At 72.6% G+C, this 13,814-nt stretch carries 12 protein-coding genes; 7 read left to right on the top strand and 5 right to left on the bottom strand.

All coding sequences use genetic code 11. The annotated features are described in order from the left end of the window. Window positions 1–125: 125 nt before the first annotated feature. Window positions 126–1,391: a multidrug effflux MFS transporter gene (locus AB0B55_RS28035; protein ID WP_357174894.1), complete on the top strand. Its 1,266-nt coding sequence runs from the start codon at window positions 126–128 to the stop codon at window positions 1,389–1,391. 53 nt (window positions 1,392–1,444) lie between these two features. On the opposite strand, the gene AB0B55_RS28030 is transcribed toward AB0B55_RS28035, so the two are convergent. Further along, a complete protein-coding gene (locus tag AB0B55_RS28030) occupies window positions 1,445–2,110 on the bottom strand; it encodes a hypothetical protein (RefSeq protein ID WP_357129996.1) in 666 nt (221 codons plus the stop codon). A gap of 23 nt (window positions 2,111–2,133) precedes the next feature. Here AB0B55_RS28030 and AB0B55_RS28025 point away from each other — a divergent pair, with 23 nt between their 5' ends. After that, window positions 2,134–2,652 carry a hotdog domain-containing protein gene (locus tag AB0B55_RS28025; RefSeq protein ID WP_355048801.1) on the top strand — a complete coding sequence of 173 codons (519 nt, stop codon included), beginning with the start codon at window positions 2,134–2,136 and terminating at the stop codon, window positions 2,650–2,652. Between the two features lie 197 nt (window positions 2,653–2,849). Continuing rightward, a complete protein-coding gene (locus AB0B55_RS28020) occupies window positions 2,850–4,820 on the top strand; it encodes an acetoacetate--CoA ligase (protein ID WP_357174891.1) in 1,971 nt (656 codons plus the stop codon). A 335-nt stretch (window positions 4,821–5,155) separates the two neighbouring features. On the opposite strand, the gene AB0B55_RS28015 is transcribed toward AB0B55_RS28020, so the two are convergent. Further along, on the bottom strand, window positions 5,156–5,845 hold the full coding sequence (locus AB0B55_RS28015; protein WP_357129989.1) for a TIGR03089 family protein: 690 nt from the start codon (window positions 5,843–5,845) through the stop codon (window positions 5,156–5,158). Between the two features lie 152 nt (window positions 5,846–5,997). On the opposite strand from AB0B55_RS28015, the gene AB0B55_RS28010 reads away from it, so the two are divergent. After that, window positions 5,998–7,143: a glycosyltransferase family 1 protein gene (locus AB0B55_RS28010; protein ID WP_357129986.1), complete on the top strand. Its 1,146-nt coding sequence runs from the start codon at window positions 5,998–6,000 to the stop codon at window positions 7,141–7,143. 64 nt (window positions 7,144–7,207) lie between these two features. Continuing rightward, complete coding sequence (locus tag AB0B55_RS28005; RefSeq protein WP_357129983.1) at window positions 7,208–8,299, top strand: sugar phosphate nucleotidyltransferase; 1,092 nt, start codon at window positions 7,208–7,210, stop codon at window positions 8,297–8,299. Between the two features lie 49 nt (window positions 8,300–8,348). Here the strand turns inward: AB0B55_RS28005 and AB0B55_RS28000 are convergent, their stop codons facing one another. Then, window positions 8,349–8,948 carry an NUDIX hydrolase gene (locus AB0B55_RS28000; protein ID WP_357129980.1) on the bottom strand — a complete coding sequence of 200 codons (600 nt, stop codon included), beginning with the start codon at window positions 8,946–8,948 and terminating at the stop codon, window positions 8,349–8,351. A gap of 323 nt (window positions 8,949–9,271) precedes the next feature. Here AB0B55_RS28000 and AB0B55_RS27995 point away from each other — a divergent pair, with 323 nt between their 5' ends. Then, window positions 9,272–10,270 (top strand): winged helix-turn-helix domain-containing protein, encoded by a 999-nt coding sequence (locus AB0B55_RS27995; protein ID WP_357129977.1) that lies wholly within the window; start codon window positions 9,272–9,274, stop codon window positions 10,268–10,270. A gap of 122 nt (window positions 10,271–10,392) precedes the next feature. On the opposite strand, the gene AB0B55_RS27990 is transcribed toward AB0B55_RS27995, so the two are convergent. Continuing rightward, window positions 10,393–11,481: a coenzyme F420-0:L-glutamate ligase gene (locus AB0B55_RS27990; protein WP_357129974.1), complete on the bottom strand. Its 1,089-nt coding sequence runs from the start codon at window positions 11,479–11,481 to the stop codon at window positions 10,393–10,395. Then, complete coding sequence (gene cofD / locus AB0B55_RS27985; RefSeq protein ID WP_357129971.1) at window positions 11,478–12,449, bottom strand: 2-phospho-L-lactate transferase; 972 nt, start codon at window positions 12,447–12,449, stop codon at window positions 11,478–11,480. The genes AB0B55_RS27990 and cofD overlap by 4 nt, the downstream gene beginning before the upstream one ends. A gap of 98 nt (window positions 12,450–12,547) precedes the next feature. On the opposite strand from cofD, the gene AB0B55_RS27980 reads away from it, so the two are divergent. Continuing rightward, window positions 12,548–13,627 carry a hypothetical protein gene (locus AB0B55_RS27980; RefSeq protein WP_357174888.1) on the top strand — a complete coding sequence of 360 codons (1,080 nt, stop codon included), beginning with the start codon at window positions 12,548–12,550 and terminating at the stop codon, window positions 13,625–13,627. The last annotated feature ends 187 nt before the right edge of the window (window positions 13,628–13,814 follow it).

Genomic DNA, 13,814 nt, shown 5'->3' with positions numbered 1-13,814 from the left:
CCCGGGTACGTGAGCGCCGCGCGGGAATCTTGATCCACCTCCATGGCGTTGCAGCCGGGAGAGTCACCCCGCCCCGGCCTCGTCGACCTCGATGACGGCGCTTCCGCACCCGGAGAGAGATCAAGTTGGCGAAGCCCACCCCCGAGCAGGACGCGCTGCCCGGCGACCTGATGACCAACCGCCAACGCACGCAACTCGTGCTCGTGCTCGGTGCGTTGATCGCCATCGGCCCCCTGACCATCGACATGTACCTGCCGGCGCTGCCGGCCATCACGACCGGCCTGCAGACCACCGAGACCGCCGTGCAGTTGACGCTCACCGGCACGTTGGTCGGCCTCGCGCTGGGCCAGTTGCTGATCGGGCCGGTCTCCGACGTGGTCGGCCGACGCCTGCCGCTGCTCGCCGGCCTCGCCGCGCACATCGTGGCGTCCGTACTGTGCGTCGTCGCGCCCAACATCGCCGTGCTCGGCGCACTACGCGTCCTGCAGGGCCTCGGCGTCGCCGCCGCCACCGTGGTCGCCACGGCCGTCGTCCGCGACCTGTTCAGCGGCGCGTCGTTCGCGCGGATCTTCTCCCGGTTGATGCTGGTCATGGGGCTCGCCCCAGTCCTCGCGCCGACGCTGGGCAGCGGACTGCTGCGCTGGACCGAGTGGCGCGGCGTGTTCGCGGCGTTGGCCGTACTGGGCGCGTTGCTGATCGTCGTCGCGGCCATGAAGCTGCCGGAGACCCTCGACGTGTCGCGCCGCCGGCACGGTGGCGTCGCGGCGACCCTGCGGGACTACCGAGGACTGGTGAGCGATCGGGCCTTCGTCGGTCTGGTGCTGGTCGCCGGGCTGGCCATGGCGTCGCTGTTCGCGTACGTCTCCGGGTCGTCCTTCGTCCTCCAGCGGGAGTACGGCCTCGACGAGCAGCAGTTCGGCCTGGCCTTCGGCGCCGGCGCGGTGGGCCTGATCGGGGCCACCCAGTTCAACGTCCGGCTGCTGCGGCGCTACACGCCACAGCAGATCCTCGTCCTGGCCCTGGTCGCCGGGACGGCGGCCGGCCTGCTGCTGGTGCTGTTCGCCGCCACCGGCATCGGGGGCCTGGGCACCCTGCTCGCGTCGCTGTGGCTGGTGTTGGCCGCGGCCGGTCTGGCCCTGCCGAACGCGCCGGCGCTGGCCATGAGCCGGCACAGCGAGGCCGCCGGTACGGCCGCGGCGCTGCTCGGCGCCGTCCAGTTCGGCGTGGGCGCGCTGTCCGCGCCCCTGGCCGGGCTGTTCGGGACGGGGAGCGTACCGATGGCGATCGTCATCGCGGGCGGCATGGCCGCGGCGCTGGCGGTCATGGTCCTGGTCGTGCCCCGCGCCACCCTCGGCGCGGTCGACCCGGACCTGGCCGTCGCCGTGCACTAGTCGCGTTCGCGCGGGTCTGGTCGGGCGGGCCGGGTTTCCGGCCCGCCCGACGGTCAGCGGATCTCGGTGGTGTCCTCGGGCCGCGACTGACCGCGCGGCGGCGCGGACCACGGCGATTCGCCGCCCACCCGGCGCGGCAGCGGCTCGGTCGGCGTCGGATCGGCCGGGTAGCCCAGGGTCAGCGGCGCGGTTTCGCGCTCCGCCGGTTCGGACGACGACCAGTCGGTCAGGGTGAAGTCGTCGCCGCGCGGTGCGTCCACCGGGGCCGGGGCGGCGGCCGGCACGGTCACCGGCTGCGGCCACCGCCGCCAGCGTTGACCGCTGAACGTCGCCATCAGCAGCAGCAGACCGATCAGGAAGAGCGTGCCGTTCTCGACCGGCAGCCGCAGCGGCAGCGGGTCACCGAACACCTTCCACTCGTGCGGGATGGCGTCGCGCACCTCGAACGGTGCCACGAACATCCCGATGTACGGGGTGACCAGCAGCAGCCCGGCCAGCAGTGGCCCCGCCGGCGAGAAACGCAGTGTGCCGAGCAGCCCGAGCAGGACACCGCCGACACCGAGGTACACGGCCGGTTCGATCAGGTTGGCGGTGTTGAAGGTGCCGATCTCCACCCAGCGGTCGACCGTCCGGCTCGACCCGTCCTGCCCGAGCGTGACAAGCACCCACGTGATGGGTGCCACCACCAACCCGGCGAGGAAGCTCCAGAGATGTCGCATCCGCGCACCGTACCGTTTCCGGCATGACCGAGCACCTCTCCGCCGCTCCGACCGGCAAGCCGACGTCGTACTCCCGGGTCACCCTCAGCAAGATCATGACTGCGGTGGACGTCAACCTCTACGGAACCGTCCACGGCGGGGTCCTGATGAAGTTCGTCGACGACGTGGCCGGTGCCGCTGCCGCCCGGCACAGCGGCGGGACGGCGGTCACCGCGGCGATCGACGAGATCGTCTTCTCCGAGGCCGTCCGGGTCGGTGACCTGGTGCACGCGCACGCCCAGGTCAACTGGACCGGGCAGACCTCGATGGAGGTGGGGGTGCGGGTGGTCGCCGAGCGGTGGGACTCGGCCGAGGACGCGCCGGTCCGGGTCGCCACGGCGTACCTGGTCTTCGTCGGGGTGGACGTCGGCGGCGCGCCGCGCACGGTCCGCCCGGTGCTGCCGGAGACGCCGGACGACGAACGCCGGTACCGGGAGGCGGAGATCCGCCGCGAGCACCGCCTGGCCCGCCGACGGGCCATCCAGGCGCACCGGGCCGGCTGAGCTCGAAGGAAGGGCCCCTTCCTAACGCTAAGCGTTAGGAAGGGGCCCTTCCTTCACCCACATGGGTTGGCGCGGTGGAGTGTGGGCCGGGCACGCGTCGATCGGCCCACCCGGTGCGCAGAATGGCGCTTCGAGGTAGGGCAAGATGGCGCCACGGCCCATGCACAGTGTCGTGCGGCCGGGGGGAGGGTGGAGCAGTGGGTGACGTGCTGTGGACGCCGCCGGCGGACGTGCTCGAGCGGTCCCGGATCGGCGGCTACCTGCGCTGGCTGCGGGAGCACCGCGGGCTGGACTTCGCCGACTACGACGCGCTGTGGCGCTGGTCCGTCACCGACCTGGACGGGTTCTGGCGCTCGATCTGGGACCACTTCGAGGTCATCGCGCACACCCCGCCGACGGCCACCCTGGCCGAGCGGACCATGCCCGGCGCCCACTGGTTCCCCGACGCCACCCTCAACTACGCCGAGAACGTGCTGCGCATGCCGGGCCGCGCCGACGACGACCCGGTCGTCATCGCGCACAGCCAGACCCGACCGCCGGTCACCCTCACCGCCGCCGAGCTGCGCGAGCAGGTCCGCCGGGTGTCGGCCGGTCTGCGCCGGCTCGGCGTCACCGCCGGGGACCGGGTGGCGGCGTACGCGCCGAACATCGCCGAGACGTACGTCCTGCTGCTCGCCACCGCCAGCCTGGGCGCAGTCTTCTCGTCCTGCGCGCCCGAGTTCGGCACCCGCAGCGTCACCGACCGGTGGCAGCAGATCGAGCCGACGGTGCTGGTCGCCGTGGACGGCTACCGGTACGGCGACAAGCCCGTCGACCGGCGGGCCGAGGTCAAGGCCATCCGGGCCGCCCTTCCGTCGGTACGGCACACCGTCGGCATCGCGTACCTCGACCCGAACGGCCCGACGCCCGACGGCGTCCTCGACTGGGCGGACCTGGCCGCGCCCACCGACGAGCCGTTGACGTTCACGCCGGTCCCGTTCGACCACCCGCTGTACGTGCTCTACTCCTCAGGCACCACCGGGCTGCCCAAGCCGATCGTCCACGGCCACGGTGGCATCCTGCTGGAACACCTGAAGATGCTCGCCCTGCACCACGACCTCGGCCCGTCCGACCGGTTCTTCTGGTTCACCACCACCGGCTGGATGATGTGGAACTTCCTGGTCTCCGGGCCGGCGGTGGGCGCGGCCATCGTGCTCTTCGACGGCAACCCCGGCCACCCCGACCTCGGCGGGCTGTGGCGACTGGCCGCCGAGACCGGCACCACCTACTTCGGCACCTCGGCGCCGTACCTGCTGGCCTGCCGCAAGGCCGGCGTGGTGCCGCGCGAGATCGCGGACCTGTCCGCGCTGCGCGGCGTCGGTTCCACCGGCGCGCCGCTGCCCGCCGAGGGCTTCCAATGGGTGTACGACACGGTCGGCGACCAGGTGCAGCTCCAGTCGCTGTCCGGCGGCACCGACGTGTGCACGGGCTTCGTCGGCGGAGTGCCGCTGCTGCCCGTGTACGCCGGAGAGATCGCCTGCCGTGCGTTGGGCGCCAAGGTGGAGGCCCGCTCGGCCGACGGCACCCCGGTGATCGGTGAACTGGGCGAGTTGGTGATCACCGAGCCGATGCCGAGCATGCCGGTGGGCTTCTGGAACGACCCGGACGGCGTCCGCTACTCCGAGGCGTACTTCTCGGTCTACCCCGGTGTGTGGCGGCACGGCGACTGGATCACCATCAACGACCGAGGCGGCTGCGTGATCACCGGACGCTCCGACGCCACCCTCAACCGCGGCGGCGTACGACTCGGCACCGCCGAGTTCTACTCGGTGGTCGAAGGGCTCGACGAGGTCGTCGACTCGGTCGTCGTGCACCTGGAGGACGACGAGGGCGGCGCAGGTGAGCTGCTGCTCTTCGTCGTGCTGGCCGACGGCCTGGAACTGGACGACGCGCTGCGCACGAAGATCAGCCGTGAGCTGCGTACGGCGCTCTCCCCCCGGCACGTCCCCGACGAGATCCACCAGGTGCGCGCGGTACCCCGAACCCTCTCGGCCAAGAAGCTTGAGGTACCGGTCAAGAAGATCCTCACCGGCACCCCGGTCGACGACGCAGCGGCGAAGGGTGCCCTGGCCAACCCCGAGTCCCTGACCGCCTTCGCCACCTTCGCCCAGTCCCGCCCCCACCCCTGACCCGGGGCTCCGGACGCCCGACCCCCGCCCCCACATCGCCCCCACCCCCACAGGCCCCGGCTCCGCGCAGGGCTCCCGCCCCCGCACGCGTCGATCATGGAGTTGTGGTGCCCCGTAAGGGGTGCATATCCCTGCCATTCGGCCACCACGACTCCATGATCGACCCGGCCTGGCCCTGGAGCCCCGCGATCTTGCACTTTCTGTCGCCGCCTAAGGGGCATTCCACGCGTATCGGCAACCGAAACTGCAAGATCGCGGGTGCGGGTGCGGGTGCGGGTGCGGGTGCGGGTGCGGGTGCGGGTGCGGGGGGTGTGGGGGCGGGGTGCGGGTGCGGGCTACGGGAGGGAGTGGGTGACCTTTTCGCTGGACAGTCGGGTAGCCAGACGGGTTGGGTCCAGGTTGGCGCAGAGGACCACCGTGGCGGCCCGGGTCAGCGGCGCGAGGAGCCAGTCGACCGGGTCGGGGTAGCGGGCGGCGTCGACCAGGAGACGCGCGCCCCGCTCGATGCCCAGCTCGCCGGCGCGGGCCTCGGCTCGGCTCAGCAGGTGCGCGTCGGTGGGGCCCGGACCCGGCTGTGGGGTGAAGTGGTCGCCGTGCCCGCGTACCTCGACCACATAGTCGGCGAAACCGGGCGGCGCCTGCCGCAGTGGGGCGGCGAGCGGGGCGAGGCCCAGGGCGTAGCGCTCGTCCGCCGGCCAGGACTGCGCCTCGTCGAACCGGTCGGCGGCGGCGAAGAGGACGTCCACGTTTCCCGGCGTGTCGAGGACGCTCAGCTTGGCCGACCAGCAGCCCAGCAGCACGGCGGCGGTCTGCCAGTGCGGAGGGAGCAGGACGCCGGCCGGTGTGCCCGGCGCGAGGCCGACCTCGTCGACGAGGAGATTGGCGGTCTTCGACACCCAGTTCGCCAGGGTCGCGCCGGAGAGTTCGGTGCGGTCTCCGGTGGAGTCGTCGTACCAGGTCAGCAGCGGTCGAGTCGGGTCGGTCGCGATCGCGTCGGCGAAGACCCGGGCAATGTTGTCGGCCATCGGCGCGAACGATACGCCTCCGCGCCCCGTACTCGATGACGATGACAAGTCGGCGTACGGTCGGGTCGCAGTCAGCGTCCGCCCCGTACTCCGGCGTAGGCTTTACCCCCGGAGTGTTGTTCCCCACAGACCCACCCGCAAGGAGTCGCCCCGTGACCGCCGGTCGCCCGCCCCGCGTGCTCATCGACGCCACGAGTGTCCCCGCCGACCGTGGTGGTGTCGGTCGATACGTCGACGGTCTGCTCGGCGCCCTCGGCAAGGTGTGCGGGTCGGGGGTGGAGCTGGCCGTGGTGAGCCTCCGCACCGACCAGGAGCGTTACACCCGGATGCTGCCCGGCGCGGAGATCATCCCCGCCCCGGCGGCGGTGGCGCACCGCCCGGCCCGCCTCGCCTGGGAGCAGACCGGCCTGCCGCTGCTCGCCCAGCAGGTCGGCGCGCACGTGCTGCACTCGCCCTTCTACACCTGCCCGCTGCGGGCCGGGTGCCCGGTGACGGTCACCGTGCACGACGCGACGTTCTTCACCGAGCCGGAGCACTACGACAAGTCTCGCCGGACGTTCTTCCGCAGCGCCATCAAGACGTCGATGCGCCGCGCCGACCGGGTGATCGTGCCCAGCAAGGCCACCCGTGACGAGTTGATCCGGCTGCTCGACGCCGACCCGACCCGCATCGACGTGGCCTACCACGGCGTCGACCACGCCGCCTTCCACGCGCCGAGCGAGGATGAGAAGGCCCGCGTACGTGCTCGGCTGGGGCTGGGCAACAGCAGCTACGTCGCCTTCCTCGGCGCCAAGGAGCCGCGCAAGAACGTACCCAATCTGATCCGGGGTTGGGCTCGCGCGGTGTCCGAGCGGACCGACCCGCCGGCGCTGGTGATCGCCGGCGGGCAGGGGCACGACGACGACATCGACCGCGCGGTGGCCGAGGTGCCGTCGCACCTGCGCCTGCTGCGTCCCGGTTATCTGCGGTACGCCGACCTGCCCGGCTTCCTCGGCGGTGCGCTGGTCGCCGCCTACCCGTCGTACGGCGAGGGGTTCGGCCTGCCGATCCTGGAGGCGATGGCGTGCGCCGCCCCGGTGCTGACCACGCCCCGCCTGTCGCTGCCCGAGGTGGGTGGCGACGCGGTCGCGTACACCTCGGAGGACCCGGACCAGATCGCCACCGACCTGGCCGCCCTGCTGGACGACGAGCAGCGCCGGTTGTCGCTGGCGAAGGCCGGCTTCGACCGGGCCAAGGAGTTCACCTGGGAGTCCAGCGCCGAGGTGCACATCGCTGCGTGGAGTCGTGCCCGTTCGTGACCGTTCGGGCGCCCTCGTGGTGACCCGTGCCACTGCGGGACGATGCGTCGGGCATGATGTGCGGATGCTTTATGCGGTCATCCCGGCAGGTGGCAGCGGCACAAGGTTGTGGCCGTTGTCCCGCGCCGGCCACCCCAAGTTCCTCCACCCGCTGACCGGCACCAGTTCCTCGCTGTTGCAGGCGACCGTGGAGCGGCTCGCGCCGCTGACCACGCCGGATCGGACCCTTGTGGTCACCGGCGCCGCGCACGTCGCGGCGGTCGCCCGGCAGCTCACCGGGCTGCCGGAGGAGAACATCCTGGTCGAGCCGTCCCCCCGGGACTCCTGCGCGGCGATCGCGCTGGCCGCGGCGGTGATCGCGGTCCGCGATCCGGAGGCGGTGATGGGCAGCTTCGCGGCCGACCACCTGATCCGTGACCCGGACAGCTGGGTGCGTACGGTCCAGGAGGCGGTCCGGGGCGCCGAGCAGGGCATGCTGATGACCGTCGGGATCACCCCGACCAGGCCGGAGACCGGGTACGGCTATCTGGAGACCGACGAGGCCACCGACGGCGCCCCGTGGCGGCAGGTGGCCGAGTTCAAGGAGAAGCCGGCAGCCGAGGTCGCCGAGGCGTACGTCCGATCGGGTCGACACCTCTGGAACGCCAGCATGTTCGTCTGGCGGGTGGACGTGTTCCTCGCCGAGCTGGCCCGTCAGCAGCCGGCGCTGCACGCTGGGGTCACCGCGATCGCCGCTGCCTGGGGCACGCCGGAGCAGGACGATGTCCTCGGCACGGTGTGGCCGACGCTGCCGAAGATCTCCGTCGACTACGCGGTGATGGAGGGCGCGGCCACCGCGGGCCGGGTGGCCACCGTGCCGGGTGACTTCGGCTGGAACGACGTCGGCGACTTCCACACCCTCGGCGACGTGCTCCCCGCGGATGACGCGGGCAACGTGGTGCTCGGTACGGACGCCAAGCCGGGCGTGCTGCTGCGGGACACCGCCGACCTGGTCGTGGTGCCACAGTCGGGTCGGCTGGTGGCGGTCATCGGTGTGCGTGACCTGATCGTGGTGGACACCCCGGACGCGGTGCTGGTCTGTCCGCGCGAGCGGGCCCAGGACGTCAAGCTGCTGGTCGACGAGCTCAAGGAGCGCGGCGAAGAGGGCTACATCTGACGTCCGGTGCGTGACGCTGGCGACGGGAACTCCCGTCGCCAGCGCTGCGTCACCACCTTTGGAGGGCGGTGAGGGCCGGCTCGACGAGTTGTGCGGTCCCGCCGGCCAGCGGCTCGGGCAGCCGGTCGGGCGGGAACCACCCCAGCGCCTCGGACTCGTCGCTGACCTGCTCGACCGCGTCGGCCGGAGCGACCACGGCGAACCGGATGTCGTAGTGGCGCGAGCCGCCCTGGCACTGCACCTCGTGCACGTCGATGTCGATCGGCACCGGGTCGATGCGCAGCCCGGTGATGCCGGATTCCTCGGTGGCCTCGCGCAGCGCGGCCCCGACAAGGGTCCGGTCGACCGGCTCACAGTGCCCGCCGAGCTGCACCCACCGGCTGAACTTGGCGTGTAGGCAGAGCAGTACCCGCGCCCCGGTCGGGTCCAGCACCAGCGCGCTCGCGGTGACGTGGCCGGGGCGGTGTTGTCGGCTCATCGCGATCGGCCCGGCGGCGAGCAATGCGAGGGTGCGATCCCGTGCCTCGGCCGACGCCGAGCTGGTCGGCTGCCAACCTTCGAGCAGCGCGACCGCGTCGGCGTGCAGTGCCGCGAACGTCGTGGGATCGATGGGGTCGACGGTGGGTCCGGTCATCGCGGTGTCGGGCATCCCGTCACTCTACGAGCGGTCGGCTCTCGGCCTGGCCGGCGACGCGTACCACGGCGGCGGGGTGACCGGACGACACCTCTGCGGAGCAAGGGCCGCAGACCCTCGTGGTGCCGCCCGATCACCGGTCCTCCCCAGTCCCGGTGCCCCGGCGTCGAACGCGTCAAGGACGCGTCGGTGCCGTGCGCGGGCACTGGAAGCATGCCTAACCGTCCCCGAGGGCGTCGAGGTTTTTCAGTCCAGGCTTAAAGATGGAGATAACTGCCGGCCAGGTAGAGTCGAAATGGCCGTCCGGCATCCCTCTGCCGGCGGCACGGGAGTGCTCCATGCTGAAGATCCACTTTTCCGGCGAGGACATCCTCCGGACCCGGGTGGCACCGGCGGCCGACCCGGTCTGGGAGTTGGTCCTCAGCCTGCACGCGTTGCAGAGCCGCAACCGCGACCCGCTGACGTCGGCGTGGCGGCACACCGTGACCCGCGGGCTACGCCGGGACATCGCCTCCGACCAGCTCCGACTGCTCTTCGCCCTGAATCCGCCGCGCGGCTACTTTCCCGACTTCCTCACCCCGTACGCCAGTGTGGAAGGTTTCGAGGCAGGCTTGGAAGCGGTTCGCAGCACGCCGATCGAGGTGCTCCAGCGGGACCTGACCCTGGTGGCCGCCGAGAACCCGCTGCCCGCCTCGGCCGCCGCGCTGGCCCGTGGCGACGTGGCGACACTGCGGCACCTCGCGGATTCGATGGAGCAGTACCGGGCGTTGGCGATCGGCCCGTACTGGAGCCGGATCCAGGCCGCCGTCGCGGCGGACCGTAACCGTCGTGCGCGCGCCCTCCTCGACGGCGGCGTCGAGGCCCTCCTGACCAGCCTGCGCCCGACCATGCGCTGGTCGGGCGGGGTGCTCGAGGTGCGTGACTACCCGCACAGCCGCGAGTTGCACCTGGACGGGCGAGGGCTGCTGCTGGTGCCGTCGTTCTTCTGCGCACCCACGCCGGTCGCCCTGCTCGACCCGGCGCTGCCGCCCGTCCTGGTCTATCCCGTGGACCGGCTGGGCGGCCTCGCCGCCGCCGACGGCGAGGCGTCGGCCGCGACCGGTACCGGCCGTGACTCGCTGGCCGCGCTTCTCGGCCGGACCAGGGCCGCGGTGCTACAGGCCAGCGACGACGGCTGTACGACGGGTGAGATGGCCCGTCGGCTCGACATCTCCCCGGCGGCGGCGAGCCAGCACGCCACCGTGCTGCGCAACGCCGGCCTGCTCGTCAGCCACCGCGACCGCAACACCGTGCTGCACACGCTGACCCCGCTGGGCCGAGCCGTCCTGGAGGCCTAACCCCACCCCACCCGATTCATCATGAAGTTATTGCCCGGACACGCCGAGGCAGCGGGTAATAACTTCATGATCAATGCCGAGGTCGGCCGGGCCGGGCGGGGCCGGGCGGCCGGGTGGCGGGATTACAGGGCTAGGGCGGCGCTTGCTGGGCTGCCGGCGGGTGGGGGCAGCAGCGTCGAGCCGACGCCCTCGGCGGCCAGGGCGATGCGCAGCCGGTGCAGGTCGGCGCCGAAGCGGACCAGGTCCATCGGGTCGACCGGCGCCGGGGCGGTGCCGAGTACCAGCGCGGTGGCGTCGGTGGGCCAGCCGGGCACCTCGGCGACCAGGCCGGCGCGTACCTCTGCCTCGTCGACGAGCGTGAAGACCGTGCCCGGGGTGACCACCTCGGCCACCGCGTCGAGCGCCCGCCGCACCGTGGCGGGGTCGATCGGCTCGGGGCCGACGGTCTCGACGAGGGTCGCGGCGTCGGCCAGCCCGGCGGCCCGGGCCTCGGCGGTGCCCAACGAGAAGAGGTCCTGCGCGGCGTCCCGGACCAGCGCACGCGCGCCACCGGAGTCGTCCGCGCCGGTGGCGGTGAGGTAGCCCCGCACCACTGCCACCGGGACCTGGTCACACTTACCCTTGATCAACTCGCCGGCGCCCGCCAGCTCGTCCACCACGGCCATCTGGGTGAGCTGGAGCTCGTTGCCGTACGGGTCGACCTCGCCCCGGTGGTCGCGGATGGCCGGCATGCCGGCGACCCCGAGCGCGACGTCGGTCAGCCCGTTCCGCCAGGGCCGGCCCATGGTGTCGCTGACGATCACCGCGACGTCGAGGTCGTACCGTTCCCGGAGCGCGGCGCGCAGCTCCCGTGCCGACGCGTCCGGGTCCACGGGTAACAGCACCAGCCGGGTCTTGTCGACGTTCGACGCGTCGATCCCGGCGGACGCCATCACGAACCCGTGGTGGGTCTGCACGATCCGGGTCGCGCCCCGGCTGGCCACGACCCGCGCGGTCTCGGCCGCCAGCACCTCCTCGCGTGCGGCGAGCCGCTCGGGCCCGTCCGCCGGGACGTCGACCAGGCGCCCCTCCGCCTTGGAGACGATCTTGCTGGTCACCACCAGCACGTCGCCGTCGCGCAGCCACGGCGCGGCGGTGGCGATCAACGCCGCCAGGTCGTCGCCCTCGGTCACGTGGCCGATGCCCAGCACCGGCAGGATCTCCAGCCTCACGTCAACTCCACCGCGGCGCGGACCATCGCCGCCGTCGCCGCCTCGTCGGTCATCCGCAGCGGCACCGCGCGGACCGTCACCTCCGGCACCAGCGTGTCGGCGTCCTCCTCGGCGACCAGCCAGCCGTCCAGCAGGCCGCCGGCCGACCGGCCACCGTACAGGCGGCCCACCCCCGCGGCGCTGCACTCAACCCCGAGCACCTCGAGACAGCGGTCGGCCATCCCGCGTACCGGCGCGCCGCCGATGATCGGCGAGACCCCCACCACCGGCGCCGGGCCGTCCACCACGGCCTCACGCATCCCGGGTACGGCGAGCACGGGCGCGACGCTCACCACCGGATTGCTCGGGGCGACCAGCACCAGGTCGGCCGCCCCGATGGCGTCCAGCACACCCGGTGCCGGCTTCGCCGTCTCCGCGCCCACGAACACGAAACGGTGGGTCGGGATGTTCGCCCGGTACCGCACCCACCACTCCTGGAAGTGGATGGCCCGCTGGCCCTGGTCGTCCTCGGCAGCGGGCTCACCGCCGCCGCTGACGATGGCGTGGGTCTCCAGCCGGTCGTCGGTCGCCGGGAGCAGGCGTACGCCCGGTTGCCAGCGGCTCGCCAGCGCCTCGGTGACCGCGCTGAGCGGGTAACCACCGTTGAGCATGGTGCTGCGGACCAGGTGGGTGGCGATGTCCTTGTCGCCGAGGCCGAACCAGGTGGGCTCGACGCCGTACCCGGCCAGCTCCTCCTTGACCGTCCAGCTCTCACCGACCCGGCCCCAGCCCCGCTCCGGGTCGGCGCCGCCGCCGAGGGTGTACATGACGCTGTCCAGATCGGGGCAGATCTTCAACCCGTGCAGCCACAGGTCGTCGCCGACGTTGACCACGGCGGTCACCTCGGCGTCGACCTCGCGGGCGTACGCCCGGACGCCGAGCAGGAACCGGGCGCCCCCGATGCCGCCGGCCAGAACCACGATGCGCATGTCGACCATCCTCGCGTACGTGACGCCTCCGGTCCGCCGGTGCCCGGGGAGACTAGGCTCACGTGCGCCCTGTCCGTCAATGCCCCGAGGGGGAGCTCGTGACCAGCCCCGCCGAGCCCGCGTCCGCCGACGCGACGCAGGCCCGCCAGCTGACCAAGCCACTGCGCGAACTGGGTGCGCTCGCCCTGCTCGGCGCGAACGCCGTGTTCCTTTTCGTGGGGCTGCTCCGGCTGCTCATTCCGGCCGACTACACCGACTTCACCGGTCGGGCGGGCAGTTCCTTCTTCTCGTTCATCGGGGTGGAGGCGGTGGTCCTGCCGTTGCTGGCCGTGCTGCTGGCGACCCACGTCGCGCCGGTGCTGCCGAAGGCGAAGCTCATCACGCAGGTGGCGCTCGGCGAGTACGCGGTCAGCGCGCTGTTCGGCACGCTCACCATGCTGATCTGGACGGTCGGCCGGCTCGCCGAGGCGGAGATCCTCGACGCGCTGCTCGGCGTGCTGACCCGCTTCGCCTGGCTGGTGATCTTCGCGGTGGCCGCCTGGGTGGTGTTCACGATCTGGCGGGCGTTCTACTACGTGCCCAAGCCCAAGCCGCAGCCGGGCGTCTACGGGCAGCCGCCGCAGGGCTGGCCGCAGCAGCCCGGTGGTTGGCCGGCCCCCGGTCAGCCCGGTGGTCAGCCGCAGGCCGGTTGGGCCGCCCCCGGCCAGCCGGGCGGCTACCCGCAGGCGGGTCAGCCGGGCGGCTACCCGCCGGCGCAGTTCCCGGGCCAGTACGGCCAGCCGTCGCCGCCGTTCCAGGCCCCGCAGTCCGCGCCGCCGTTCCCCCAGTCCGCGCCGCCGCACCCGCAGTCAGCACCGCCGTTCCCGCAGTCCGCCCCGCCGGCCAACCCGGGCCCGCAGTCCGCGCCGCCGGCCCACACCAGCCCGCAGTCCGCCCCGCCGGGCAACCCGGGACCGCAGTTCGCGCAGCCCGCGCCACCGTTCGGGCAGCCGCCGTCGGCCGACCCGACCCAGGCGATCCCGCGTCAGTCGGCCGAGCCGAGCCCTGCCGACCCGACCCAGGCGATCCCGCGTCAGTCGGCCGAGCCGAGCCCTGCCGACCCGACCCAGGCGATCCCGCGTCCGGCGAACGAGGACAACGACCGCACCCAGCACATCAACCCCGAAGGCCCGCGCTGACCTGCACACCGCCAACCTCGCGCCGATCTTGCACTTTCGGTTGTCGGTTCGCGTGAAATACCCCAGGTGCCACCACAGAAAGTGCAAGATCGGCGAGCGGGTGCCGATCTTGCACTTTCTGTTGTCGTGATGAGTGCGATGCCCCTCGTGTCGCCACAGCAACTGCAAGATCGGCGAGGGCCGGGGT

It is taken from the genome of Micromonospora sp. NPDC049107 (assembly GCF_040648595.1).
Classification (GTDB): Bacteria; Actinomycetota; Actinomycetes; order Mycobacteriales; family Micromonosporaceae; genus Micromonospora.
The sequence above is the reverse complement of the archived record's forward strand: the minus strand, read 5'-3'. Positions and strand labels throughout refer to the sequence as shown.

What these genes read in the sequence shown, in the direction of transcription:
- cofD (WP_357129971.1), bottom strand. Translation starts at nt 12,449, where the DNA reads ATGCGCATCGTGGTTCTGGCCGGCGGCATCGGGGGCGCCCGGTTCCTG.
- AB0B55_RS28015 (WP_357129989.1), bottom strand. Translation starts at nt 5,845, where the DNA reads ATGGCCGACAACATTGCCCGGGTCTTCGCCGACGCGATCGCGACCGAC.
- AB0B55_RS28000 (WP_357129980.1), bottom strand. Translation starts at nt 8,948, where the DNA reads ATGCCCGACACCGCGATGACCGGACCCACCGTCGACCCCATCGATCCC.
- AB0B55_RS28005 (WP_357129983.1), top strand. Translation starts at nt 7,208, where the DNA reads ATGCTTTATGCGGTCATCCCGGCAGGTGGCAGCGGCACAAGGTTGTGG.
- AB0B55_RS28030 (WP_357129996.1), bottom strand. Translation starts at nt 2,110, where the DNA reads ATGCGACATCTCTGGAGCTTCCTCGCCGGGTTGGTGGTGGCACCCATC.
- AB0B55_RS28025 (WP_355048801.1), top strand. Translation starts at nt 2,134, where the DNA reads ATGACCGAGCACCTCTCCGCCGCTCCGACCGGCAAGCCGACGTCGTAC.
- AB0B55_RS27995 (WP_357129977.1), top strand. Translation starts at nt 9,272, where the DNA reads ATGCTGAAGATCCACTTTTCCGGCGAGGACATCCTCCGGACCCGGGTG.